Source organism: Parafrankia sp. Ea1.12 (assembly GCF_900465275.1).
Lineage (GTDB): Bacteria > Actinomycetota > Actinomycetes > Frankiales > Frankiaceae > Parafrankia > Parafrankia soli.
This window is the reverse complement of sequence record NZ_UBIZ01000705.1, coordinates 1-1230: the sequence shown is the minus strand read 5'-3', so window position 1 is coordinate 1230 and position 1230 is coordinate 1. Positions and strand designations below refer to the sequence as shown.

The window sequence follows — 1230 nt, the reverse complement described above, 5'->3', positions numbered from 1 at the left end:
CGCTCACCGGCGACAGTCACGCCGCCGGCGGCGTGACTGTCGCCGGTGAGCGCGTGCAGCACCAGCACGGCGTTACCCGCGTCGGGCGCGAGCGTGCCCCACGTCTCGTAGGCGATCGTCACCTCGGGCAGCGAACCACCGCGTTCCAGGGTCAGCGGGCCGGCCGACCTGACGAACCGGCGATCTCCCACCGGGTCGCCGGGGCGCCACGCCGCCGACGCCGGCGGCGACGGCGACGGCGACGGCGACGGCGACGGCGGTGCCGGCCGCGGACCCGACGGTGGCCGGGGTGGCGGCGCCGGCTGGCTGGCGGGTGCGGCGTCCTGACGCTGGTCGGTCATCCGGACTTCGCGGCCCGGAAGCCCGCGTCGAGGTCGGCGAGGATGTCGTCGATGCCCTCGATGCCCACCGACAGCCGGATCAGGTCGGGGGTGACCCCGGTCGCCGCCTGTTCGGCGTCGGTGAGCTGCGAGTGGGTGGTCGTCGCCGGGTGGATGACCAGCGAGCGGACGTCGCCGATGTTGGCGAGGTGGCTGAACAGCTCCAGGCCCTCGACGAACTTCCGGCCCGCCGCCGCACCGCCCTCGATACCGAACGCCAGCACGGCGCCCGCGCCGCGGGGCAGGACCCGGCTCGCCCGCTCGTACCACGGCGAACCGGCCAGCTTCGGGTAGGCGACCCAGCTCACCTCGTCGCGCGCCCGCAGCCACTCGGCGACCCGCTGGGCGTTGGCGCTGTGCCGCTCCATCCGCAGTGACAGCGTCTCCAGGCCCTGCAGGAACAGGAAGGAGTTGAGCGGCGCGACGGCCGGGCCGAGGTCGCGCAGGAGCTGCACCCGGGCCTTGGCGATGTAGCTGCCGTGACCGAGGGCGTCCCAGTAGACCAGGCCGTGGTAGCTCGGGTCGGGGGTGGTGAAGTTCGCGAACCGCCCGCTGGCGCCGTAGTCGAACCGGCCGCTGTCGACGATGATCCCGCCGATCGAGGTGCCGTGGCCGCCGATGAACTTCGTGGCCGAGTGCAGCACGATGTCGGCGCCGTGCTCGAACGGCCGGTACAGGTAGGGCGTCGCCAGGGTGTTGTCGATGATCAGAGGTATCCCGGCCTCGTGCGCGACGGCCGCGACGCCCTCGGTGTCGAAGACGTCCCCGCGCGGGTTGCCGATCGTCTCGCCGTAGAAGGCCCGCGTCTCGGGGCGTACCGCGGCCCGCCAGGCGTCAAGGTCGTCCGGGT

General features: G+C 73.7%; 1 protein-coding gene and 1 pseudogene. Both read right to left on the bottom strand.

Going from position 1 to position 1230, the window contains the following annotated elements:
- A pseudogene (locus FMEAI12_RS35780) lies at positions 1–341 on the bottom strand (homoserine O-acetyltransferase); the annotation flags it as partial.
- On the bottom strand, positions 338–1230 hold an 893-nt coding region (locus tag FMEAI12_RS35775), incomplete at its 5' end, for a PLP-dependent transferase (protein WP_112109415.1). The gene FMEAI12_RS35775 and the pseudogene FMEAI12_RS35780, both read right to left, overlap by 4 nt.